The organism is Streptomyces sp. NPDC023838, assembly GCF_040639555.1.
Classification (GTDB): domain Bacteria; phylum Actinomycetota; class Actinomycetes; order Streptomycetales; family Streptomycetaceae; genus Streptomyces.
The window spans coordinates 241,347-263,285 of record NZ_JBFAAD010000002.1 but is presented as its reverse complement, the minus strand read 5'-3'; the positions used below and the strand labels follow the sequence as shown (position 1 = coordinate 263,285).

Here is a 21,939-nt window from a genome sequence, read left to right as displayed (position 1 = left end):
TCCGTAGCGGCACCGGCGGTCCCGCGAGCGCGCAGGCCGTGGCGCTCCGCGGTCAACAGGGCCGGTACCCTGTTCGTATGTCCGAACCGACCGGTGCCGCCCGCCGTCGCGGGCCCTTCAAGGTCGGGGACCAGGTCCAGCTCACCGACCCCAAGGGACGCCACTACACGTTCACGCTCGAAGCCGGGAAGAACTTCCACACCCACAAGGGTTCCTTCCCGCACGACGAGCTGATCGGCGCTCCCGAGGGCAGTGTTGTCCGTACCACCGGGAACGTCGCGTACCTCGCGCTGCGCCCGCTGCTCCCCGACTACGTCCTGTCCATGCCCCGCGGCGCCGCCGTGGTCTACCCCAAGGACGCGGGGCAGATCCTGGCCTTCGCCGACATCTTCGCCGGCGCGCGCGTCGTCGAGGCGGGCGTGGGCTCCGGCTCGCTCAGCGCCTTCCTGCTGCGCGCCATCGGCGACCACGGCATGCTCCACTCCTACGAGCGCCGCGCGGACTTCGCCGAGATCGCCCAGCAGAACGTGGAGCGCTACTTCGGCGAACCGCACCCCGCCTGGCAGCTCACCGTCGGCGACCTCCAGGACAACCTGTCGGACACCGACGTCGACCGCGTCATCCTCGACATGCTCGCCCCCTGGGAGTGCCTGGACGCCGTCTCCAAGGCGCTGGTGCCCGGCGGCATCCTCTGCTGCTACGTGGCCACCACCACCCAGCTCTCGCGCACCGTCGAGGCCATCCGCGAGATCGGCTGCTTCGCCGAGCCGCAGCCGTGGGAGTCGATGATCCGCAACTGGCACGTGGAGGGCCTCGCCGTCCGCCCCGACCACCGGATGATCGGCCACACCGGCTTCCTCGTCACCGCCCGCCGCCTCGCGGACGGCGTCGAGCCCCCGCTGCGCCGCCGCCGCCCCGCCAAGGGCGCGTACGGAGACGACTACGAGGGCCCCAACAAGGACTGACAAGGGCTGACGGGCCCGTCAGCTCAACGCACCGGCGCCGCCGCCGAGTTCCCGGACACTCCGGGGAACTCGGCGGCGGCGCTTGTGCGTTGGAGGCGCGGATGGACGTACGGGCACGGCGGCGCCAAAAGGGGCGCACAACCTCCGGACCCCACTGTTCCGCCCGGCTGTGACGTGTGGCACGATGCTGGCCACTCCCACCACCCGCACCGCCCCTCACAGGAGACCTCCCGCGTGCAGACTGCCGCCGTCCCCGAGCTCGCGCACACCCACGCCCGCCCGGTGCACTGGCTGGCCACGGCCGCCGCGATGGCCGCGGTGGTGGCGCTGGCCGGCTGGCTGCAGCCCGGCACCGCCAAGGCCTCCCAAGGAGCCGCCGGAGCCCGCGCGGCAGCGGCCCCGGCACCCGACGCGGCGGCGGTCGTCTACCCGCTCCAGTGCGGCACCGTCGGTACCCAGGTGGCGGCCCGGGCCACCGGCGATCTCGACGGTGACGGCAGCCCCGAGACCGTGGCCGTGGTCCACTGCCGGGCCGGCTCGGGCACCCCGCCGAGCGGCGTCTACGTACTGACCCGGCCCGCCCTGAAGGGTGCCCCGCCCCGCCTGGTGGCGACGCTGGCCGACCCGCGGGAGAGACTCGGCGTCTCCGGTCTCGCGGTCCGGGACGGGGCCGTCACGGCCACCCTGCTCGGCTACTCCTCATCGGACGTCCCGCGCTGCTGCCCCGATCAGGAGCAGAAGGCCAAGTGGCGCTGGCAGGGCGGGAAGTTCGTCCGGAGCACCCAGTCCCAGGCGCTGGGTACCTGATCCGTCACGTAGCGTACGGACTTCGTCACGTACCGTCTCAGTCGGCGTCCGGCCCGTAGACCTCGACGCTGTCCGAAACCCGTCGTACGTGAATGCAGTCGCCCGGGCAGTCCTTCGCCGAGTCCACGATGTCCTGGAGCAGCGGCAGCGGAACCGGCGTCACGGCGCCCGGCGACTGCAACAGCTCGTCCTCGGCGCTCTTCACGTAGGCCAGACCGTCGATGTCCAGCTCGAAGACCTCGGGCGCGTACTGGACACAGATCCCGTCGCCGGTGCAGAGGTCCTGGTCGATCCAGACTTCAAGAGCCTCGTTCATGTCGCCTGCCGTTCCTGCGTGGTGCTGTGTTCGTACGGGGGTGTCCCACCTCACGGAACGGCCGAGCAATCGGTACCAGTCCTGACGGGTGTTGACCGACTCGACGATACAACCGCCCGCTTTCCGATGTTGATGGGTGGGTATTCCCCTGGCGTGAGGGAGAGCGCAAGGGTGAAGATCGGACACACCCCGCAGTCTTTGTGATCTAGGGGTTTCAATCACCACCCGCCCAGGTAGGGTCAGGAAGCGTCCAGCTCCCCTTGGAGGAGGTGAGGACCGTGGCAGCCCACGACGACGACATCAACCGCGGCATCCGGCCGGGGCGGGGGTCTGAGGACCCAGCCGGCCAGGTTGCCTATCTAGAGCAGGAAATCGCCGTCCTGCGACGCAAGCTCGCCGACTCTCCGCGTCATACGAGGATTCTCGAAGAGCGGATCGTCGAGCTGCAGACCAACCTGGCGGGCGTGTCCGCGCAGAACGAGCGGCTCGCCAATACGCTCCGCGAGGCCCGGGACCAGATCGTGGCCCTCAAGGAGGAGGTCGACCGGCTCGCACAGCCGCCGGCCGGCTTCGGTGTCTTCCTGCACGCCAACGAGGACGGCACCGCCGACATCTTCACCGGGGGCCGCAAGCTCCGGGTGAACGTCAGCCCCAGCGTCGAGCTCGACGAGCTCCGGCGCGGCCAGGAAGTCATGCTCAACGAAGCGCTCAACGTGGTCGAGGCCATGGAGTTCGAGCGCGCCGGGGACATCGTCACCCTCAAGGAGATCCTCGAGGACGGCGAACGCGCCCTGGTGATCGGGCACACCGACGAGGAACGGGTGGTCAGGCTCGCCGAGCCGCTGCTGGACGCCACCATCCGCCCCGGCGACGCCCTCCTGCTCGAACCCCGCTCCGGCTACGTGTACGAAGTGGTCCCCAAGAGCGAGGTCGAGGAACTGGTCCTCGAGGAAGTCCCTGACGTCGACTACGACAAGATCGGCGGACTCGGCGGCCAGATCGAGATGATCCGCGACGCGGTCGAGCTCCCGTACCTCTACCCGGACCTCTTCAAGGAGCACGAACTGCGGCCGCCCAAGGGCATCCTGCTCTACGGCCCGCCCGGCTGCGGCAAGACGCTCATCGCCAAGGCCGTCGCCAACTCGCTCGCCAAGAAGGTCGCCGAGGTCACCGGTCAGCCCGCGGGGAAGAGCTACTTCCTCAACATCAAGGGCCCCGAACTCCTCAACAAGTACGTCGGAGAGACCGAGCGGCACATCCGCCTGGTCTTCCAGCGAGCCCGGGAGAAGGCGAGCGAGGGCACCCCCGTCATCGTCTTCTTCGACGAGATGGAGTCGCTCTTCCGCACCCGCGGATCCGGCGTCAGCTCGGACGTGGAGAACACCATCGTCCCCCAGCTGCTCGCCGAGATCGACGGTGTGGAGGGCCTGGAGAACGTCATCGTCATCGGCGCCTCCAACCGCGAGGACATGATCGACCCCGCGATCCTGCGGCCCGGCCGACTCGACGTCAAGATCAAGATCGAGCGTCCGGACGCGGAGGCCGCCAAGGACATCTTCGCCAAGTACCTCACGGCGACGCTGCCCCTGCACGCCGACGACCTCGCCGAGCACAGCGGCTCCAAGGACGTCGCGGCCCACGCGATGATCCAGTCCGTCGTCGAGCAGATGTACGCGGAGTCCGAGGAGAACCGCTTCCTGGAAGTCACGTACGCCAACGGCGACAAGGAAGTCCTGTACTTCAAGGACTTCAACTCCGGCGCCATGATCCAGAACATCGTGGACCGGGCCAAGAAGATGGCCATCAAGGCCTTCCTCGACCACAACCAGAAGGGCATCCGCGTCTCCCACCTCCTCCAGGCCTGCGTGGACGAGTTCAAGGAGAACGAGGACCTGCCCAACACCACCAACCCCGACGACTGGGCCCGCATCTCCGGAAAGAAGGGCGAACGGATCGTGTTCATCCGTACCCTCGTCACCGGAAAGCAGGGCGCGGACACCGGACGCTCCATCGACACCGTGGCCAACACCGGTCAGTACCTGTAGCACACAGGGCGGCTGCGGGTGCCCGACCGGGGCATCCGCAGCCGACTGCTTTTCCGGCCGAAAACAGGCCACAGACAGACCAAGAGCAATGACGCAATTGATCTCCCCACCAGCGCAAAGGCGTTCTAGGCTCTTCCGTACCGCCGAGTCGCGCAGTGCGGGGACGGGCACCGCACACGCACCGGAGAAACAGCGGTACTTGAGCGCCGCTCCCGGAGGGGAGCGCCGCCGGGCAAGGAGGGCCGCATGACCGTACGGCGAGTAATGGGCATCGAGACGGAGTACGGCATCTCCGTCCCCGGCCACCCCAATGCCAATGCCATGCTCACCTCGTCCCAGATCGTCAACGCCTACGCGGCGGCGATGCACCGGGCGCGCCGCGCACGCTGGGACTTCGAGGAGGAGAACCCGCTGCGGGACGCCCGCGGCTTCGACCTCGCCCGCGAGGCCGCCGACTCCAGCCAGCTCACCGACGAGGACATCGGCCTCGCCAACGTCATCCTCACCAACGGGGCACGGCTGTACGTCGACCACGCCCACCCCGAGTACAGCTCACCCGAAGTCACCAACCCGCTCGACGCGGTGCTCTGGGACAAGGCGGGCGAGCGCATCATGGCCGAGGCCGCCGAACGCGCGGCGCAGCTCCCCGGCGCCCAGCCGATCCACCTCTACAAGAACAACACCGACAACAAGGGCGCTTCCTACGGCACGCACGAGAACTACCTGATGAAGCGGGAGACCCCGTTCTCGGACATCGTGCGCCACCTCACCCCGTTCTTCGTCTCCCGCCAGGTCATCACCGGCGCCGGACGCGTCGGCATCGGCCAGGACGGCCACGAGCACGGCTTCCAGATCAGCCAGCGCGCCGACTACTTCGAGGTCGAGGTGGGCCTGGAGACCACCCTCAAGCGCCCCATCATCAACACGCGCGACGAGCCGCACGCGGACGCGGAGAAATACCGCCGCCTGCACGTCATCATCGGCGACGCCAACCTCTCCGAGATCTCCACCTACCTCAAGCTCGGTATGACGGCCCTCGTCCTCTCCATGATCGAGGACGGCTTCATCAACGTCGACCTGGCCGTCGACCAGCCGGTCCGCACCCTCCACCAGGTCTCCCACGACCCGGAACTGCGCCACCTGGTCACGCTGCGCAGCGGCCGCACCCTCACCGCCGTACAACTGCAGATGGAGTACTTCGAGCTCGCGCGCAAATACGTGGAGGAGCGGTTCGGCGTCGACGCCGACGACCAGACCAAGGACGTCCTCGGCCGCTGGGAGGACGTGCTCAACCGGCTGGAGAACGACCCGATGAGCCTCTCCGGCGAGCTGGACTGGATCGCCAAGCGGGAGCTCATGGAGGGCTACCGGCGGCGCGACGGCCTGGACTGGGACGCGGCCCGGCTGCACCTCGTCGACCTCCAGTACGCCGATGTACGGGCCGAGAAGGGCCTCTACAACCGCCTGGCGGCCCGCGGCAAGATGAAGCGGCTCCACGACGAGTCCGCGGTCTCCCGGGCCCGCACGAAGCCCCCGGAGGACACCAGGGCGTACTTCCGCGGCCGCTGCCTGGAGCAGTACGCGGACGACGTCGCCGCGGCCTCCTGGGACTCGGTGATCTTCGATCTGCCGGGCCGTGACTCGCTCCAGCGCGTGCCGACCCTGGAGCCGCTTCGCGGAACGCGTAATCACGTGAAGGAGCTGCTCGACCGGTGCCGCACGGCCGAGGATCTGGTCCGGGTGCTCTCGGGCGGCTGAGGCGCGGCTGAAACGCCTGCGGCGGGGGAAACACAGAGGTAGGCCCCGTACGTTCCAAGAAGTGCGGGGCCGATGTCGGGCCCTGCTTGTAGGGTCTGATCAAGGACATCGAACCGAGCGGGGTGAGGTAGATGGCGACCAAGGACACCGGCGGCGGACAGCAGAAGGCCACGCGTTCCACCGAGGAGGTCGAGGAGCAGACCCAGGACGCGCAGGCTTCGGAGGACCTCAAGGAACGCCACGAGAAGCTCTCGGACGACGTGGACTCCGTGCTGGATGAGATTGACGATGTCCTCGAGGAGAATGCAGAGGATTTCGTGCGAAGCTTCGTGCAAAAAGGTGGGCAGTAGGGCCTTCGTCCTTCGAATCGAAGGTTAGTGAGGGAGGGGAATGCCCGGGGCGGTCAAGCACTGTCGCGGTTGCGGTCGGGACCTGCCGCTTGGCGGTTTCGCGAAAGACCGCAACCGCGGCGATGGTCTGCAACCCAGATGCCGGGAGTGCGTCTCCGCGTACAGCGCAGAGCGCTATCGGCTCAGGCAGGCGGCCGAGGGTAAGGACGTCCGGGAGAAGGTCGATGTGCTGGAAGGGTGGAAGCTGTGCCGGCAGTGCGGTGAGGTCAAGCCGCACAGCGAGTGGCACCGCAACTCCACCGCCTCGGACGGCCTCTCCACCCGATGCAAGGCCTGCCGGAAGGTCCAAGGCCGTGCGGGCCACCTCAAACGCCAATACCGCATCACCGAAGACGACCGCGACCAGATGATCGCCGATCAGATGGGCCTCTGCGTAATCTGCCTCTCCGCCCCCGCCGTGCATGTGGATCATTGCCACACGACGGGTAGGGTCCGAGGCGTACTGTGCTTCAACTGCAATTCGGCCATCGGCAAGTTGGGAGACGATCCCGACACAGTTCGTCGGGCTGCCGCCTACCTGGAGGGAAACTCGTGGAAGCCAACACTCGTGGCACAGGGCGTCTACCAGCTGCCTTCCTGACGCCGGGCTCGTCCTCGTTCATGGACTTCCTGTCCGAGCACTCGCCGGAGATGCTGCCCGGCAAGCGTGTCCTGCCGCCCGTGCAGGGGCACGTGGAGGCGCCGCACGGCACGACCATCGTCGCCGCCACCTTCCCCGGCGGCGTGGTGCTCGCCGGTGACCGGCGGGCGACGATGGGCAACATGATCGCCCAGCGCGACATCGAGAAGGTCTTCCCGGCGGACGAGTACTCGGCGGTGGGCATCGCCGGTACCGCGGGCCTCGCCGTGGAGATGGTCAAGCTCTTCCAACTGGAGCTGGAGCACTTCGAGAAGGTCGAGGGCGCCACCCTCTCCCTGGAGGGCAAGGCCAACCGGCTCTCCACCATGATCCGCGGCAACCTCGGCATGGCCATGCAGGGCCTCGCCGTGGTCCCGCTCTTCGCGGGGTACGACGTGGACCGCGAGAAGGGCCGCATCTTCTCGTACGACGTCACCGGCGGCCGCTCCGAGGAGCACGGCTTCGCCGCCACCGGCTCCGGTTCGATCTTCGCCCGCGGCTCGATGAAGAAGCTGTACCGCGACGACCTGACCGAGCAGCAGGCCACCACCCTGGTCGTCCAGGCGCTCTACGACGCGGCGGACGACGACTCGGCGACCGGCGGTCCCGATGTCGCCCGCCGGATCTATCCGATCGTCACCGTCATCAGCGACGAGGGCTTCCGGCGACTGACCGAGGCGGAGTCCTCCGAGATCGCCCGCTCGATCCTGGAGCGGCGTCTGGAGCAGCCGGACGGCCCGCGCGCCGCGCTGCTCTGAGGCCGCAGAGATGACCCCGCCACTGACAGAAAGGGACGGATAGCCGGTGTCGACGCCGTTCTATGTCTCACCCCAGCAGGCCATGGCCGACCGTGCCGAGTACGCCCGCAAGGGCATCGCGCGCGGCCGCAGCCTGGTCGTGCTGCAGTACGCCGACGGCATCGTGTTCGTCGGCGAGAACCCGTCCCGTGCGCTGCACAAGTTCAGCGAGATCTACGACCGGATCGGCTTCGCGGCCGCCGGCAAGTACAACGAGTACGAGAACCTCCGCATCGGCGGCGTGCGCTACGCGGATCTGCGGGGATACACGTACGACCGTGACGATGTGACGGCCCGTGGCCTGGCGAACGTGTACGCGCAGACGCTCGGCACCATCTTCTCCAGCGTCGGCGAGAAGCCGTACGAGGTGGAGCTGGTGGTCGCCGAGGTCGGGGCGACGCCGGAGGAGGACCAGATCTACCGGCTGCCGCACGACGGCTCGATCGTGGACGAGCACGGCTCGGTCGCGGTCGGCGGCAACGCGGAGCAGATCAGCACGTTCCTGGATCAGCGCCACCAGGACGGCATGTCGCTGGCGGAGGCGCTGAGGCTGGCCGTGCAGGCCCTGTCGAACCAGGCCAATGGCGCCGAGCGGGAGATCCCCGCGGAGCGTCTGGAGGTCGCGGTGCTCGACCGGACGCGGCCGCAGCAGCGCAAGTTCAAGCGGATCGTCGGTCGTCAGCTGTCCCGTCTCCTGCAGACGGAAGAGGCGAGCGCCGAGCCGACCGAGGTGCCGTCGGACAACGACGAGGAGTAGACGCCTCGGCCACGTCCACGTACAGGCCCGTGCCCCGCCGTTCCTCACGGCGGGGCACGGGCCTTTCCGCTTCCGGACCGTGTCAGGCCGCCGGCGGGGCCGTGGAGCCGCGGACGATCAGCGCGACCGGCAGGTCACCCGCCTCGGGCTCGCGGCCGTCCAGGACGGCGAGCAGCGCGGCCATGCCGCGCTCGCCCACCTGCTCGGCGGGCAGCTGGACGGTGGTGAGTTCGGGTTCCAGGGCGGTGGCGAGGGCGAGGTCGTCGAATCCGGCCACCGAGAGGTCGTCGGGGATGCGCAGACCGAGGCGCCGGGCGGCCTTGCAGGCTCCGGCGGCCAGGATGTCGTCGTCGCAGACGAACGCGGTGGGGCGGGGGCCGGGCCGGGTGAGGGCGTCCTCGGCCGCCCGCCGGGCCGCGTCGACGGTGAGCGCGGAGGGCACGGTCACGACCTCGGCGCCGGGTGCTCGGCGCAGCGCGTCCTCCAGGGCGCGGCCGCGTACCTGGAAGGTCCAGGAGTCCACGGCGGAGGCGAGGTGGGCGAACCTGCGGTGGCCGAGGCCGAGCAGATGCTCCGTCACCTGTCGTATCCCGTCGGCGATGTCGAGGTTGACGCGGGCGGCGGGGCCGGCTTCGGCGGGGTCGCTGTCGATCATGACGAGGGGCAGGCCGGTGCCCTGGATGGCGGCGAGGGCGTCGGCGGCCATGGAGGAGGCGATGACTCCGTCGAGGGCGGCGCGGGCGGAGTCGAAGGGGTCCCGGGCGGGGCCGATGCCGTCGGGGGAGGGGTAGAGGACGACGCCGAAGCCGTGTTCGGCGGCGACGCGGGCGGCGCCGGTGTAGACGCGGGCGAAGAACTCGTTGGTGAGGGCGGGCACCACGAGGAGCGCGGTGCGGGTGCGGCCGAGGCGGAGGCTGCGGGCGGCGAGGTTGGGCCGGTAGCCGAGGTCGCGGGCGGCCTCGCGGACCAGGTCGGCGGTCCTCTCGGAGACCCGGCCGCGCCACTTGTCGCCGAGGACGAGGGAGACGGTGGCCTGGGAGACCCCGGCCGCGCGGGCGACGTCCCGGCTGGTCGGCTGGGTCTTCACGGGGTCCTCCGGCGGGGTGGGGGGGGGCTGGCTGTCCTTGCTCCGGGGTGGACCCGGGGGTTGTCGACATGGTACGTATGACGTCGGACGTTATACGTACAACTAATCCAACCGAGAGGCGACCATGGCGGCGGGATATCTGGAGATCCTCCGGACGCGGCACGCCGCGCGACTGCTCGTGGGGACACTGACGGGACGGCTGCCGAACGCCACCGCGGCCATCGCCGTGGTCCTGTTCGTCCGCGCGGAGGGCGGCAGCTACTCGCTGGCGGGCGCGCTCACCGCCGTGTACGGCCTGGCCACCGCGGCCGGACAGCCGCTGCTCGGCCGGGCCGTGGACCTCCACGGGCAGCCCCGGGTGATGCTGCCGGCATCGGTCGTCAGCGCGCTGGGGATGGCCGTGCTGGCGTTCGGCGGCATCGAGCCGGTCGCGGTGGCGTACGCGGCGATGGTGGTGGCCGGGTTCTGCACGCCGCCGCTGGAGGGCGGGCTGCGGGCGCTGTGGCCCAGCGTCCTGACCCGCCAGGACCAAGTGCACACGGCGTACGCCATGGACGCGATAGCCCAGGAGGTCATGTTCACGGTCGGCCCGCTGCTGGTCACCCTCGGCATCGCCCTGTGGTCGCCCGCCACCGCGCTGGTCGTGATCAACGCGCTCGGGGTGATCGGCGCGCTCTCGGTGGTGCTCTCGGGGCCCTCGCGCGCCTGGCGCTCGGCCCCGCGCGAGGCGCATTGGCTGGGCGCACTGCGCTCCACGGGGTTGCTCGCGCTCCTCGGCGCCTTCTTCTTCGTCGGCCTCGCGCTGGGCGCGATCATCGTGGCGGCGGCGGCCTACGCCGACGACCACGGCCGCGACGCGGTCTACGGCTGGCTGATGGCGGCCAACGGGCTGGGGGCGCTGCTCGGCGGTCTGGTGTACGGGGCGCGCCAGTGGGCGGGAACTCCCGAGAAACGGCTGATTTCGCTCGTCGCGCTGCTCGCGGTCGGCTATCTCCCGTTGATGCTCGTCCCCGGTGTCGTGCCCATGGTGGGGCTCGCCGTGGTATCCGGGCTCTTCCTCGCGCCCTGTATCGCCTGCGCGTTCATCGTGGTCGACCGGCACGCCCCGCGCGGCACCGTGACCGAGGCGTTCTCCTGGCTGGTGACCGCGTTCGGCGTCGGCACCGCGCTCGGCACGGCCGTCGCCGGGCCCGCCGTCGAACTCGGCGGCAGCGCCGCGAGCTTCGCCGTCGCGGGCGGCGGCGGAGCGGCCGCGCTCCTGGTGCTGCTCGCCACCCGACGGGTCCTCGCAGCTCCCGGGCGTACGGAAAGCGTCGTGGGAGTTGACCAAAATGATCCAACCCGTGCTGTCGAACCCGGTTTCAGCTGAGGGCATCGGGCGTAATGTTCAGTCATGGACCGCCGCATTTTCGGGCTGGAGAACGAGTACGGCGTCACGTGCACGTTCAGGGGACAGCGCCGACTGTCACCTGACGAAGTGGCGCGCTACCTCTTCCGCCGTGTTGTGTCATGGGGCCGCAGCAGCAATGTCTTCCTGCGGAACGGCGCCCGCCTGTACCTGGACGTGGGTTCGCATCCGGAATACGCAACTCCCGAATGCGACAACGTGACCGAGCTGGTCACCCACGACAAGGCCGGCGAGCGCATTCTCGAAGGCCTGCTCGTCGACGCCGAACGCCGCCTGCACGAGGAGGGAATCGCGGGCGACGTCTACCTCTTCAAGAACAACACCGATTCAGCGGGAAACTCCTACGGGTGCCACGAGAACTATCTCGTCGCCCGGCACGGCGAGTTCTCCCGCCTCGCGGACATCCTCATCCCGTTCCTGGTCACCCGTCAGCTCCTGTGCGGGGCGGGCAAGGTCCTCCAGACCCCGCGCGGCGCGGTCTACTGCGTCAGCCAGCGCGCCGAGCACATCTGGGAGGGCGTCAGCTCCGCGACGACCCGCTCGCGCCCGATCATCAACACCAGGGACGAGCCGCACGCGGACGCCGAGCGCTACCGGCGCCTGCACGTGATCGTGGGCGACTCCAACATGTCCGAGACGACCATGCTGCTCAAGGTCGGCGCCACCGACCTGGTGCTGCGCATGATCGAGGCGGGCACGGTGATGCGCGACCTCACCCTGGAGAACCCGATCCGGGCCATCCGCGAGGTCTCGCACGACATCACGGGCCAGCGCAAGGTGCGCCTGGCCAGCGGGCGCGAGGCCTCCGCCCTGGAGGTGCAGCGGGAGTACTACGAGAAGGCCGTGGACTTCGTGGAGCGCCGGGGCATCCGCACCGGCACCGTCGACCAGGTCCTGGAGCTGTGGGGCCGCACCCTCGACGCGATCGAGGCCGAGGACCTGGACCGGATCTCCACCGAGATCGACTGGGTCATGAAGTACCAGCTGATCGAGCGGTACCGGGCGAAGAACAACATGACCATGTCGCACCCGCGGGTCGCCCAGATAGACCTGGCGTACCACGACATCCACCGCCAGCGGGGTCTGTACTACCTGTTGGAGCGCAAGGGCCAGGCGGCCCGGATCTGCAACGACCTGAAGATCTTCGAGGGCAAGTCGGTGCCCCCGCAGACCACTCGGGCGCGGCTGCGCGGCGACTTCATCCGCCGGGCGCAGGAGCAGCGACGGGACTTCACCGTCGACTGGGTGCACCTCAAGCTCAACGACCAGGCGCAGCGCACCGTGCTGTGCAAGGACCCGTTCCGTTCCGTGGACGACCGGGTGGAGAAGCTGATCGCCGGTATGTGACCGCAGGTGACCGGCACACGTGAACACGGGCCCCGTACGGTTCCTCGTAAGGGGCCCGTCGTACGCCTTAGAGTGGCGGGCAAACTACCGTGCCGTCTGAGATCTGAGGAACACGTGCGCCGACTTGCCGGCCTGCTCGCCGTCCCGCTGCTGCTGATCGCCACAGCCGCCTGCGGAAGCGACGACAAGGGCTCCGACTCCCCCTCCGACTCCGCCTCGATGAAGAACGGCCTGCCCGCCATCACCGCGGGTGCCAAGTTCGGGGAGAAGCCGACCCTCTCCAAGGGCGAGGGCACTCCGCCCAAGGCCCTCAAGGTGAACGTCATCAGCGAGGGCAAGGGCGCGGCGCTCAAGAAGAACGACGCCGTCTCCGTGAACTACCTCGGGCAGGCCTGGGACTCGGACAAGCCGTTCGACAACAGCTTCGACCGCAAGGAGCCGTTCACGCTGACCCTCGGCGCCGGCCAGGTCATCAAGGGCTGGGACCAGGGCCTGGAGGGCCAGAAGGTCGGCAGCCGCGTCGAGCTGGGCATCCCGCCGGAGCTCGGTTACGGCGCTCAGGGCCAGGGCGACAGCATCAAGCCCAACGCCACGCTGGTCTTCGTCGTGGACATCGTCAAGGCCACCACCATCCCGGCCTCCGCCAAGGGCAACGAGGTCGCGCAGGAAGACAAGGACCTGCCGAAGGTGGGCACCAACACCGACGGCAAGGCGCCGACGCTGACCATTCCCAAGACCGACGCCCCCAAGAAGCTGGTCTCCGACTACGTGCTGGAGAGCGACGGCGACGTGGTGAAGGACACCGACAGCGTGGTCCTGGCGTACGAGGGCTTCCTGTGGAAGGACAGCAAGAAGTTCGACAGCACCTACGACCAGGGCAAGACGCAGACCTTCGCGCTGCCGAACCTGACCCTCAAGGGCCTCAAGGCCGGTCTGGTCGGCAAGAAGGTCGGCAGCCGCATCCTGGTGGTCATCCCGCCGGACCAGGGCCTGGGCGACAAGGAGCAGTCGGGCATCCCGGCCAACTCGACCATGGTCTTCTCGATCGACATCCTGGCCAAGATGTGACGGTGAAGATGTAAGACTGTCCGGGTTGCCCTGCACGTATTCAAGAGGAGCAGTTCAGTGAGCATCGAGAAGCCCGAGATCGACTTCCCCGGTGGCGAGCCGCCGGCGGACCTTGAGATCAAGGAGATCTGGGAGGGCGACGGCGCCGTCGCCAAGGCCGGCGACTACGTCAAGGTCCACTACGTGGGTGTGGCCTTCTCCACCGGCGAGGAGTTCGACGCGTCCTGGAACCGCGGCAACCCGCTGGAGTTCCAGCTCGGTGCCGGTCAGGTCATCCAGGGCTGGGACAAGGGCATCCAGGGCATGAAGGTCGGCGGCCGCCGCCAGCTGGTCATCCCCGCGCACCTCGCCTACGGCGACCGCGGCGCCGGTGGCCGGATCGCGCCGGGCGAGACGCTTATCTTCGTCTGCGACCTGGTCGCTGTCTGATCACACCCGATCACACCGAGGGCCCGTGCCTGCCGGCACGGGCCCTCGGCTTTTGCCACGACACCCGGGGACGGTACGGTCAACGGTCGGGAGCAGCGGGGCCGCTCCCTCATGACGAGGAGAGGCGAAGGGCGTCGATGGCGATTGCCAAGGCCGAGCGGTTGATGAACCTGGCGCTGTGTCTGCTGGGGACGCGCCGTCCGCTCAGCAAGCGCGAGCTGCGCGGTTCCATCGAGGCCTATCTGGAGGCGGGGTCGGACGACTCCTTCAACCGGATGTTCGAGCGCGACAAGGACGATCTGCGCGAACTCGGCCTGGTCATCGAGACGGTGGAGAACCTCGACGGCGAGACCGGCTATCTGGCCCGCCGCGACTCCAACCGGCTGCCGCCGGTCCAGCTGGACGCCGAGGAGGCCGCCGCGCTCGGTCTCGCCGCCCGGGTCTGGCAGCAGGCCCGGCTCGCGGGCGCGGCCAGCGGCGCACTCCAGAAACTGCGCGCCGCCGGAATGCCGGAAGCCGACAACCCGTACGAGCACAGCGCGATCGAGCCACGCATCCCGGTGCACGAGGCCGCTTTCGAGCCATTGATGCTGGCGTGCCGCGACCGCCGTCCGGTCGTCTTCGAGTACCGCAAGGCCACCGCCGCCCGCCCCGGGACCCGCCACGTCGAGCCGTGGACGCTGGAGTGCTGGCGCGGCCACTGGTACCTGGCGGGCTGGGACCGCGACCGGGGCGCCGAGCGGGTCTTCCGACTCTCGCGGATCACCGGCAAGGTGCGTTCGCGGGCCGGCTCCTTCACCGCTCCGGTGCCCGACGTGGTCACCGTGCGCGAGACCGTGGAGAGCTGGGCGGGGGAGACCGCCACCCGCTCCGCGCGGATCAGGCTGCGCGCCGGGGCGGGCTACCCGCTGCGCTCCCGGGCCACCTCGACGCGGGAACTCGGCGACGGGTGGGACGAGTTGGAGATTCCGTACGGGCACGGGCTGGATGCCTGGCTCGTGGAGTTCGGCCCGGACGTGGTCGTGCTGGAGCCCGCGGACCTGCGGGCCGACGTGGTGGACCGGCTGCGCGCCGTGGCCAAGGGCTGAGGGGACCGGACGACCATGGCTGCCAACGCCATCGACCAGACGCGGCGGATGCTCTCCCTCGTCACCTATCTGCGCGAGCGGCCCGGTGCGCACGTCGCCGACGTCGCCCGCGCCTTCGGGATCACCGAGGACGAGCTGATCTCGGACCTCGACGTCCTGCCCATGTGCGGGACCAGCTTCCGCGGCGGCGACCTCCTCGACATCGACACCGACGGCGACCGCATCTGGTGGCGCAATCCGAACGCCCTGGGCGCCGAGGCGGCCGAGCCGCTGCGGATCGCCGCCGACGAGGCGACCGCGCTCCTGGTCGCGGCCCGCGCGGTGGCCACCCTGCCGGGGCTGCGCGAGGGCGACCGCCAGGCGCTGCTGCGCGCCACCGCCAAGCTGGAGGCGGCGGCCGGGGAGGCGGCGGGCGCCAGCTCCCGGCTCTCGGTGACCTTCGAGTCGGAGGGCGGGGTCTTCGCGGACGTCGACCGGGCGATCTCGGAGCGCCGGCGGCTGTGGGTGCGCTACTACTCGCCCGCACGCGACGAGCTCACCGAGCGCGAGGTCGACCCGATCCGGCTCTTCGCCGTCGGACACACCTATATGGAGGCGTGGTGCCGCCTCTCCGAGGCGCGCCGCACCTTCCGCCTCGACCGGGTGGCCGAGATCCGACTGCTCGACGAGCCGGCCGCGCCGCCCGAGCTGGAGCTGCGGGACCTCTCGGAGGGGCTGGTCCAGCCCGCCGCCGAGGACCCGGAGGTGATCGTGGAGGTGGGGCCCGGCGGTCGCTGGGTCGCGGAGTACTACCCGCACGACAGCGCCGAGGAGCTGGCGGACGGCGGCCTGCGGATCACCCTGCGCACCCCGGAGCCGGCCTCGCTGCGCCGCCTCGCGCTGCGTCTGGGCCGCGACGGCCGGATCGTGGCCCCGGTCGAGCTGGCCGAAAGTGCCCGCAGCGCGGCGCTGGCGGCGCTGGCGGCGTACGAAGAGGTCCATGAAGAGCAGAGCGAGCACGACGGACAGAGCTGAGGAGATAAACGGAATATGTCGGTGATGCCCGGTATTTCCCGTCAGATGGCCGCAGTCCAGTCGGTGCTGTTCAAGGCCGCCTGCCCCGACTGCCGTGCCCGCTTCGAGCTGGCCGCGGGGGCGCTGCGCCTCGCCATCGGCGCCAGCCGCCGTACCACCTTCTACTCCTTCACCTGCCCCGAGTGCGGCTCCGCCGTGCGCAAACCGGCCGGTGAGCGCATCGTCGAACTCCTCACCGGCGGAGGGGTCCGCACCCTCCGCCTCCACTCCAGCGTCTAGGGTCCGCTCATGTTCTGGCCGATGACCGCCATCGCCCTCGGGTTCCTCACCATCGCCGTCCTCGGTGTCCTCGCGATCAAGGTGTTCGTCGAGGCCCAGCGGCTCGGCCGTCAAGTGGCCGACACCACAAGGAAGATCAACAGCGCCGCCGAGGAGCTCGAACGGGCCGCCGTCGAACTCTCGGCCACGGGGGAGACCTTGCGGTGACGGTGGAGGCCTCGCGGTGACGGTGGGGACTCCTGAGTGTCCGTCCCTTTAGGTACGCTTCAGAGCGCGGACCACGGAGCGAGGCAGTGGGCCGCGACCGGGAGTACGCACGGGGATTGCCCAGCGTTCACCCCTGCGCGTTACGATCGCTGCACGCAACCGGTCGGACACCAGTCCGGCCGGGACCACGCAGCCCCACCCACGTCGCCTCGGTGAGAAGGTAAAAGCTTATGTTCGGAAGGCTCGGAGCCCCCGAGATCATTCTCATCCTCGTCGTCATCGTGCTGCTGTTCGGCGCGAAGAAGCTTCCGGACATGGCGCGCTCGCTCGGCAAGTCCGCGCGCATCCTCAAGAGCGAGGCGAAGGCGATGAAGGCCGAGGGCCAGCAGACCGCCCCCGCCGACCCGCCGCACCCGGGCGAGCAGCCGCCGGTGCAGCGCACCATCCAGTCGGCCCCCGGCGACGTCAGCAGCTCGCGTCCCGTCACCGAGCCGACCGACTCCACCCGCTGACACCTGGGCCGAAGCAGGCGCTGATCACCAAGGTGCCCTGCCGCACGAGATGAGGACGTGGGTTGCTGAAGTCTGCCCGCAAACAGCAGAAGGACCCGGAGGGGCGGATGCCCCTCTCGGACCATCTCCGTGAGCTGCGCAACCGGCTCGCCAAGGCGCTCCTCGCGATCCTGGTCTGCGCCGTGGTGGCGGCGTTCTACTACAAGGACATCGTCGAGCTGATCACCCAGCCGATCAAGGAGTCGGTCGGCTGCAAGGTGGCGTTCGGGGAGCTCGCCGAGAAGGGCGCGGGCACCTGCGGCAACATCACGATGTCCGGCCTCATGGGGCCGTTCACCCTGATGATCAAGGTGTCGCTGGTCGCGGGCATCGTGGGCGCCAGCCCGGTCTGGCTCTACCAGCTGTGGGCGTTCGTCGCCCCCGGCCTGCACAAGAGCGAGAAGAAGTACACGCTGGCGTTCGTCGCCGCGGGCTTCCCGCTCTTCGTCGCGGGCGGCTGGTTCTCGTACAACGTGCTGCCCGCCGCCGCCAAGGTCCTTCTCGACTTCACCCCCGACGGGGTGGCCAACCTTCTTCCGCTGAACGAGCTCATCGACCTCGTGACGCGGATGATCATCGTCTTCGGCCTCTCCTTCGAACTGCCGCTCTTCCTCGTCATGCTGAACTTCGGCGGCGTGGTCACCGGCCGCAGGATGCTCGGCTGGTGGCGCGGCATGATCATGGGTGTCACGGTCTTCGCGGCCTTCGCGACCCCGACCGTCGACCCGGTCTCGATGCTCTCGCTGGCGACCCCGATCGTGCTCCTCTACTTCATCGCCGTCGGTGTGGCGATGCTCAACGACAAGCGCCGTCGCGAACGCGAGGAAGCCAAGCCCGCCGACGACGAGGCCTCCGACCTCGACCTCACCCCCGCGGACATCGGCGACATCGAGCCGGTCACCACCCCGTCACTGCCCGAGCAGGCCGACGGCGGCCGCTCCAGCAGCCGGGTCAACGGCTACGACGACATCACCTGATCCCACGCCGCGAAGCGGCCGGGGCGCGCACGGCGCGCACCCGGCCGCTCGTGCGTTCACGCTCCCGTACCGAGCCCGTCCCCATAAAGATCGGGACCTCTGTCAGAGGTGCCGGGTAGGCTCGAAGACAAGATGACAGAGGACCTCTCACCAGCCGAAGCGTACGCAGCTGCCCGGCTCCGCGCCGCCGAGCAGGCCACCGCGCTCGCACCCTTCCGCGACCTGTACGACTTCGATCTTGACCCCTTCCAGATCGAGGCGTGCCAGGCACTCGAAGCCGGCAAGGGTGTGCTCGTCGCCGCCCCGACCGGCTCCGGCAAGACCATCGTCGGCGAGTTCGCCGTGCACCTGGCCCTGAGGCAGGGCCGCAAGTGCTTCTACACCACGCCCATCAAGGCGCTCTCCAACCAGAAGTACGCCGACCTGGTCAGACGCTATGGCGCGGACAAGGTCGGCCTGCTCACCGGCGACAACAGCGTCAACTCCGAGGCGCCGGTGGTCGTGATGACCACCGAGGTGCTCCGCAACATGCTCTACGCGGGCTCCCAGTCGCTGCTGGGCCTCGGGTACGTGGTCATGGACGAGGTGCACTACCTCTCGGACCGCTTCCGGGGCGCCGTCTGGGAAGAGGTGATCATCCACCTTCCCGAGTCGGTGACACTGGTGTCACTGTCGGCGACCGTCTCAAACGCGGAGGAGTTCGGCGACTGGCTGGACACCGTGCGCGGCGACACCGAAGTGATCGTCTCCGAGGAGCGCCCGGTCCCGCTGTGGCAGCACGTGCTGGCCGGGCGGCGGATGTACGACCTCTTCGAGGAGTCCACCGACCACGGCGGCCGCGGCGGCGCCCGGCGCGAGGTCAACCCGGACCTGCTGCGCATGGCCCGGATGGAGAACCAGAAGACGTACAACCCGCGTGACCGCAGGCGCGGCAAGATGGTCCGCGAGGCCGACCGCGAGCGCGAGCGCCGCCAGCGCTCCCGGATCTGGACGCCGGGCCGCCCCGAGGTCATCGAACGGCTGGACGCCGAGGGCCTGTTGCCCGCCATCACGTTCATCTTCAGCCGGGCCGCCTGCGAGGCCGCCGTCCAGCAGTGCATGTACGCGGGCCTGCGCCTCAACGACGAGGACGCGCGCCACCGGGTGCGCGAGATCGTCGAGGAGCGCACCGCCTCCATCCCCGGCGAGGACCTGCACGTGCTGGGGTACTACGAGTGGCTGGAGGGGCTGGAGCGAGGCATCGCGGCCCACCACGCCGGCATGCTGCCGACCTTCAAGGAGGTCGTGGAGGAGCTGTTCGTGCGCGGCCTGGTGAAGGCCGTGTTCGCCACCGAGACGCTCGCCCTGGGCATCAACATGCCCGCCAGGACGGTGATCCTGGAGAAGCTGGTGAAGTGGAACGGCGAACAGCACGCCGACATCACCCCCGGTGAGTACACCCAGCTGACCGGCCGCGCCGGGCGCCGGGGCATCGACGTCGAGGGCCACGCCGTGGTGCTCTGGCAGCGCGGGATGGACCCGGGCGCCCTCGCGGGCCTCGCGGGCACCCGCACGTATCCGCTGCGCTCCAGCTTCAGGCCGTCGTACAACATGGCCGTGAACCTGGTCGAGCAGTTCGGCCGGCACCGCTCGCGCGAGCTGCTCGAAACCTCCTTCGCCCAGTTCCAGGCGGACAAGTCCGTCGTCGGCATCTCCCGTCAGGTGCAGCGCAACGAGGAGGGCCTGGAGGGCTACCGGGAGGGCATGAGCTGCCACCTGGGGGACTTCGAGGAGTACGCGCGGCTGCGCCGCGACCTCAAGGACCGCGAGACGGAGCTCGCCAAGCAGGGCGCCAGCCAGCGCCGGGCCGCCGCGGCCGCCTCCCTGGAGAAGCTCAAGCCGGGCGACGTGATCCACGTGCCGACCGGGAAGTTCGCCGGGCTCGCGCTCGTGCTCGACCCGGGCATCCCGGCCGGGCGCTCCAACGGCCACCGCGGCTTCGACCAGCACGACGGGCCTCGCCCGCTGGTGCTCACCGCCGAGCGGCAGGTCAAGCGGCTCGCCCCGATCGACTTCCCGGTGCCGGTGGAGGCGATCGAGCGGATGAGGGTCCCCAAGTCCTTCAACGCGCGCTCGCCGCAGTCCCGCCGCGACCTCGCCTCCGCGCTGCGCACCAAGGCGGGCCACATCGTGCCCGAGCGGCACCGCAGGGGCCGCGCCGAGGCCGCCGACGACCGCGAGATCGCCCGGCTGCGCGCCGAGTTGCGCGCCCACCCGTGCCACGGGTGCGACGAGCGCGAGGACCACGCGCGCTGGGCCGAGCGGTACTACCGCCTCCAGCGGGACACCCGCCAACTGGAGAAGCGCATCGAGGGGCGGACGAACACCATCGCCCGCACCTTCGACCGGATCGTGGCGCTCCTGACCGAGCTGGACTATCTGCGCGACGACGAGGTCACCGAGCACGGCCGCCGCCTGGCCCGGCTCTACGGCGAGCTGGACCTGCTGGCCAGTGAGTGCCTGCGCGCGGGCGTCTGGGAGGGCCTCAGCCCGGCCGAACTGGCCGCGTGCGTCTCGGCGTTGGTGTTCGAGGCGCGTCAGGCCGACGACGCGGTGGCGCCCAAGCTGCCCTCGGGCGCGGCCAAGGCGGCGCTCGGCGAGATGGTCCGCATCTGGGGCCGGCTCGACGCGCTGGAGGAGGACCACAGGATCAACCAGGCGGAGGGCGTCGGCCAGCGCGAGCCCGACCTCGGCTTCGCCTGGGCGGCCTTCCAGTGGGCCTCGGGCCAGGGCCTGGACGAGGTGTTGCGCGAGGCGGACATGCCCGCGGGCGACTTCGTCCGCTGGTGCAAGCAGGTCATCGACGTACTCGGCCAGATCGCGGCGGCGGCCCCCGGCTCCTCGGCGGGCAGCACGGTCGCCAAGAACGCCCGCAAGGCGGTGGACGCGCTGCTGAGAGGCGTGGTGGCGTACAGCTCGGTGGGCTGACGCGACAGGTGCGTACGGATGCGGGAGGCCCCCGCCGGTTGCTACCGGCGGGGGCCTCGCACTCCGTTGCAGCGTTCCGTTACGCGGCCTCCTGCTCCCGCTCCACCTGCTCGTTCCACTCGCGCTTGACCGCGCGCCAGGCCTCGTCGCTCTGGCCGAGGCGCCAGTAGCCGGAGATGGAGAGGCGGTCGCGAGGGATGGCCCGGTCCAGACGCAGGTGGCGGCGGAGTTCCTTGACGAAGCCCGCCTCGCCGTGGACGAAGGCGTGGACGTCGCCCTCGGGGAAGACCAGCTCCCGTACCGCCGCGAGCAGTGGGTCGCCCACCGGCGCCCCGGCGCGGTGCAGCCAGGTCACCTCGACGCCCTTGGGAGCGAGGATCTTCTGCTCCTCCTCCGGGCCCGGGACCTCGACGAAGGCGTGCACGACCGCGCCCTCGGGCATCCGCTCCAGTGTCGCGGCGATCGCCGGGAGGGCGCTCTCGTCGCCGACCAGGAGGTGCCAGTCGGCGGCCGGGTCCGGGGCGTACCCACCGCCGGGGCCGGAGAGGCGGATGACGTCGCCGACCTGGGCGCGGGCGGCCCACGGGCCGGCCAGGCCCTCGTCACCGTGGACCACGAAGTCGATGCTCAGCTCGTCCCGCTCGGCGTCCCACGCCCGGACCGTGTACGTCCGGTTGCTCGGCCACTGGTCGCGGGGGAACTCGGCGCGCACGCGCTCCAGGTCGAACGGCTCGGGGTAGGTCACCCCGGGCGCCGGGAAGAGCAGCTTCACATAGTGGTCGGTGTACTCACCGACGGCGAAGCCGCTCGCCGCCGCGCCCCCGAGGACCACCCGGACCATGTGCGGAGTGATCCACTCCGTGCGCACCACGTGCGTCTCATGGGCTCGGGGCCCCTTGCGGGCCGGTCGTTCTGCCACAGCGTTTCTCCCCTGATGTGTGCCAGGCTCGTCTGCCCGGCACGCTGAACCGTCTGCTCTTCTTAGGTTTGCCTAAGTTAGCATCCCGGCCATCTGGGCTCACCCTCATTAACGGCTCCCGGCT

At 69.9% G+C, this 21,939-nt stretch carries 22 protein-coding genes; 19 read left to right on the top strand and 3 right to left on the bottom strand.

The genetic code is table 11. The features are described 5' to 3' along the window. Positions 1-77: 77 nt before the first annotated feature. Together AB0G17_RS03485 and AB0G17_RS03480 are read left to right on the top strand one after the other, a co-directional pair. Entirely contained in the window at positions 78-965 is an 888-nt protein-coding gene (locus AB0G17_RS03485) for a tRNA (adenine-N1)-methyltransferase (protein WP_067156039.1), read from the top strand. 234 nt (positions 966-1,199) lie between these two features. Further along, positions 1,200-1,772, top strand: coding sequence for a hypothetical protein (locus AB0G17_RS03480; RefSeq protein WP_361375017.1), 573 nt, complete (start codon positions 1,200-1,202; stop codon positions 1,770-1,772). A gap of 37 nt (positions 1,773-1,809) precedes the next feature. Here AB0G17_RS03480 and AB0G17_RS03475 read toward each other — a convergent pair whose 3' ends face one another. Continuing rightward, positions 1,810-2,088 (bottom strand): ferredoxin, encoded by a 279-nt coding sequence (locus tag AB0G17_RS03475; protein ID WP_361375015.1) that lies wholly within the window; start codon positions 2,086-2,088, stop codon positions 1,810-1,812. Between the two features lie 278 nt (positions 2,089-2,366). Between AB0G17_RS03475 and arc the strand changes: the two genes are divergently transcribed. From arc to prcA, 6 genes are all read left to right on the top strand, one after another. Beyond that, complete coding sequence (arc, locus tag AB0G17_RS03470; RefSeq protein ID WP_361375013.1) at positions 2,367-4,133, top strand: proteasome ATPase; 1,767 nt, start codon at positions 2,367-2,369, stop codon at positions 4,131-4,133. A gap of 246 nt (positions 4,134-4,379) precedes the next feature. Then, positions 4,380-5,891, top strand: coding sequence for a depupylase/deamidase Dop (gene dop / locus AB0G17_RS03465; RefSeq protein ID WP_361375011.1), 1,512 nt, complete (start codon positions 4,380-4,382; stop codon positions 5,889-5,891). A gap of 131 nt (positions 5,892-6,022) precedes the next feature. Beyond that, positions 6,023-6,241 (top strand): ubiquitin-like protein Pup, encoded by a 219-nt coding sequence (locus AB0G17_RS03460; RefSeq protein ID WP_067134420.1) that lies wholly within the window; start codon positions 6,023-6,025, stop codon positions 6,239-6,241. A gap of 40 nt (positions 6,242-6,281) precedes the next feature. Then, on the top strand, positions 6,282-6,881 hold the full coding sequence (locus tag AB0G17_RS03455) for an endonuclease VII domain-containing protein (RefSeq protein ID WP_361375008.1): 600 nt from the start codon (positions 6,282-6,284) through the stop codon (positions 6,879-6,881). Continuing rightward, positions 6,833-7,678 (top strand): proteasome subunit beta, encoded by an 846-nt coding sequence (gene prcB / locus AB0G17_RS03450; RefSeq protein ID WP_361375006.1) that lies wholly within the window; start codon positions 6,833-6,835, stop codon positions 7,676-7,678. The genes AB0G17_RS03455 and prcB overlap by 49 nt, the downstream gene beginning before the upstream one ends. Positions 7,679-7,724: 46 nt before the next feature. Continuing rightward, on the top strand, positions 7,725-8,474 hold the full coding sequence (prcA, locus tag AB0G17_RS03445) for a proteasome subunit alpha (RefSeq protein WP_361375004.1): 750 nt from the start codon (positions 7,725-7,727) through the stop codon (positions 8,472-8,474). Positions 8,475-8,556: 82 nt separating this feature from the next. Here the strand turns inward: prcA and AB0G17_RS03440 are convergent, their stop codons facing one another. After that, on the bottom strand, positions 8,557-9,561 hold the full coding sequence (locus AB0G17_RS03440) for a LacI family DNA-binding transcriptional regulator (protein WP_361375002.1): 1,005 nt from the start codon (positions 9,559-9,561) through the stop codon (positions 8,557-8,559). Between the two features lie 124 nt (positions 9,562-9,685). On the opposite strand from AB0G17_RS03440, the gene AB0G17_RS03435 reads away from it, so the two are divergent. The 11 genes from AB0G17_RS03435 to AB0G17_RS03385 all read left to right on the top strand — a co-directional run bounded on the left by AB0G17_RS03435 (position 9,686) and on the right by AB0G17_RS03385 (position 20,896). Beyond that, positions 9,686-10,930 (top strand): MFS transporter, encoded by a 1,245-nt coding sequence (locus AB0G17_RS03435; RefSeq protein WP_361375000.1) that lies wholly within the window; start codon positions 9,686-9,688, stop codon positions 10,928-10,930. 24 nt (positions 10,931-10,954) lie between these two features. Next, complete coding sequence (gene pafA, locus AB0G17_RS03430) at positions 10,955-12,316, top strand: Pup--protein ligase (RefSeq protein ID WP_361374998.1); 1,362 nt, start codon at positions 10,955-10,957, stop codon at positions 12,314-12,316. Between the two features lie 114 nt (positions 12,317-12,430). After that, the gene (locus tag AB0G17_RS03425) at positions 12,431-13,384 is read left to right on the top strand and encodes an FKBP-type peptidyl-prolyl cis-trans isomerase (RefSeq protein ID WP_361374996.1); all 954 of its coding nucleotides are present in this window, start codon (positions 12,431-12,433) and stop codon (positions 13,382-13,384) included. Between the two features lie 57 nt (positions 13,385-13,441). After that, positions 13,442-13,813, top strand: a complete 372-nt coding sequence (locus AB0G17_RS03420; RefSeq protein ID WP_361374994.1) for an FKBP-type peptidyl-prolyl cis-trans isomerase — start codon at positions 13,442-13,444, stop codon at positions 13,811-13,813. Between the two features lie 137 nt (positions 13,814-13,950). After that, positions 13,951-14,901: a WYL domain-containing protein gene (locus AB0G17_RS03415; protein ID WP_361374992.1), complete on the top strand. Its 951-nt coding sequence runs from the start codon at positions 13,951-13,953 to the stop codon at positions 14,899-14,901. Between the two features lie 15 nt (positions 14,902-14,916). After that, positions 14,917-15,915, top strand: a complete 999-nt coding sequence (locus AB0G17_RS03410; RefSeq protein ID WP_361374990.1) for a WYL domain-containing protein — start codon at positions 14,917-14,919, stop codon at positions 15,913-15,915. A gap of 15 nt (positions 15,916-15,930) precedes the next feature. Then, on the top strand, positions 15,931-16,194 hold the full coding sequence (locus AB0G17_RS03405; protein WP_361374988.1) for a hypothetical protein: 264 nt from the start codon (positions 15,931-15,933) through the stop codon (positions 16,192-16,194). Positions 16,195-16,203: 9 nt separating this feature from the next. After that, complete coding sequence (locus AB0G17_RS03400) at positions 16,204-16,401, top strand: hypothetical protein (protein ID WP_361374986.1); 198 nt, start codon at positions 16,204-16,206, stop codon at positions 16,399-16,401. Positions 16,402-16,631: 230 nt separating this feature from the next. After that, positions 16,632-16,913: a Sec-independent protein translocase subunit TatA gene (tatA, locus tag AB0G17_RS03395; RefSeq protein WP_361374984.1), complete on the top strand. Its 282-nt coding sequence runs from the start codon at positions 16,632-16,634 to the stop codon at positions 16,911-16,913. Positions 16,914-16,975: 62 nt separating this feature from the next. After that, positions 16,976-17,929, top strand: coding sequence for a twin-arginine translocase subunit TatC (gene tatC / locus AB0G17_RS03390; protein WP_361374982.1), 954 nt, complete (start codon positions 16,976-16,978; stop codon positions 17,927-17,929). A gap of 132 nt (positions 17,930-18,061) precedes the next feature. Next, on the top strand, positions 18,062-20,896 hold the full coding sequence (locus tag AB0G17_RS03385) for a DEAD/DEAH box helicase (protein WP_361374980.1): 2,835 nt from the start codon (positions 18,062-18,064) through the stop codon (positions 20,894-20,896). Positions 20,897-20,975: 79 nt separating this feature from the next. On the opposite strand, the gene AB0G17_RS03380 is transcribed toward AB0G17_RS03385, so the two are convergent. Further along, positions 20,976-21,815 (bottom strand): siderophore-interacting protein, encoded by an 840-nt coding sequence (locus AB0G17_RS03380; protein WP_361374978.1) that lies wholly within the window; start codon positions 21,813-21,815, stop codon positions 20,976-20,978. Between the last annotated feature and the right edge of the window lie 124 nt (positions 21,816-21,939).

Coding starts and splice junctions, on each gene's coding strand:
- AB0G17_RS03485 (WP_067156039.1), top strand. CDS start 78: ATGTCCGAACCGACCGGTGCCGCCCGCCGTCGCGGGCCCTTCAAGGTC.
- AB0G17_RS03475 (WP_361375015.1), bottom strand. CDS start 2,088: ATGAACGAGGCTCTTGAAGTCTGGATCGACCAGGACCTCTGCACCGGC.
- dop (WP_361375011.1), top strand. CDS start 4,380: ATGACCGTACGGCGAGTAATGGGCATCGAGACGGAGTACGGCATCTCC.
- AB0G17_RS03460 (WP_067134420.1), top strand. CDS start 6,023: ATGGCGACCAAGGACACCGGCGGCGGACAGCAGAAGGCCACGCGTTCC.
- AB0G17_RS03455 (WP_361375008.1), top strand. CDS start 6,282: ATGCCCGGGGCGGTCAAGCACTGTCGCGGTTGCGGTCGGGACCTGCCG.
- AB0G17_RS03435 (WP_361375000.1), top strand. CDS start 9,686: ATGGCGGCGGGATATCTGGAGATCCTCCGGACGCGGCACGCCGCGCGA.
- pafA (WP_361374998.1), top strand. CDS start 10,955: ATGGACCGCCGCATTTTCGGGCTGGAGAACGAGTACGGCGTCACGTGC.
- AB0G17_RS03415 (WP_361374992.1), top strand. CDS start 13,951: ATGGCGATTGCCAAGGCCGAGCGGTTGATGAACCTGGCGCTGTGTCTG.
- AB0G17_RS03410 (WP_361374990.1), top strand. CDS start 14,917: ATGGCTGCCAACGCCATCGACCAGACGCGGCGGATGCTCTCCCTCGTC.
- AB0G17_RS03405 (WP_361374988.1), top strand. CDS start 15,931: ATGTCGGTGATGCCCGGTATTTCCCGTCAGATGGCCGCAGTCCAGTCG.
- AB0G17_RS03400 (WP_361374986.1), top strand. CDS start 16,204: ATGTTCTGGCCGATGACCGCCATCGCCCTCGGGTTCCTCACCATCGCC.
- tatA (WP_361374984.1), top strand. CDS start 16,632: ATGTTCGGAAGGCTCGGAGCCCCCGAGATCATTCTCATCCTCGTCGTC.
- AB0G17_RS03385 (WP_361374980.1), top strand. CDS start 18,062: ATGACAGAGGACCTCTCACCAGCCGAAGCGTACGCAGCTGCCCGGCTC.